Here is a 240-nt window from a genome sequence, read left to right as displayed (position 1 = left end):
AATGCCGTTTTGATGAACTTCTATCTGGTGGTCGGCTTCTTTCTGGAAGGCGTAACCATTGCTGCCGAACAATTGGCAGGCCGTGCTGTTGGCGCGCGTTATAGTCCGGCTTTCCGCCGCTCCATTCAGCTGACCTTTTTCTGGGGCATGGTGATGGCGCTGGTGGTGGGGCTGATCTTCCTCGCGTTTGGCGATCGTCTGGTCAATATTCTGACCACCGAGCCCGATGTACGCCAAATG

1 protein-coding gene is annotated in these 240 nt (G+C 55.4%); it reads left to right on the top strand.

Features of this window, described 5'->3' with window-relative positions; genetic code table 11:
- Positions 1-12: 12 nt before the first annotated feature.
- On the top strand, positions 13-240 hold a 228-nt coding region (locus HBA93_RS23245; protein ID WP_286202168.1), incomplete at its 3' end, for an MATE family efflux transporter.

It is taken from the genome of Ochrobactrum sp. SFR4 (assembly GCF_019730395.1).
Classification (GTDB): domain Bacteria; phylum Pseudomonadota; class Alphaproteobacteria; order Rhizobiales; family Rhizobiaceae; genus Pseudochrobactrum.
The sequence above is the reverse complement of the archived record's forward strand: the minus strand, read 5'-3'. Positions and strand labels throughout refer to the sequence as shown.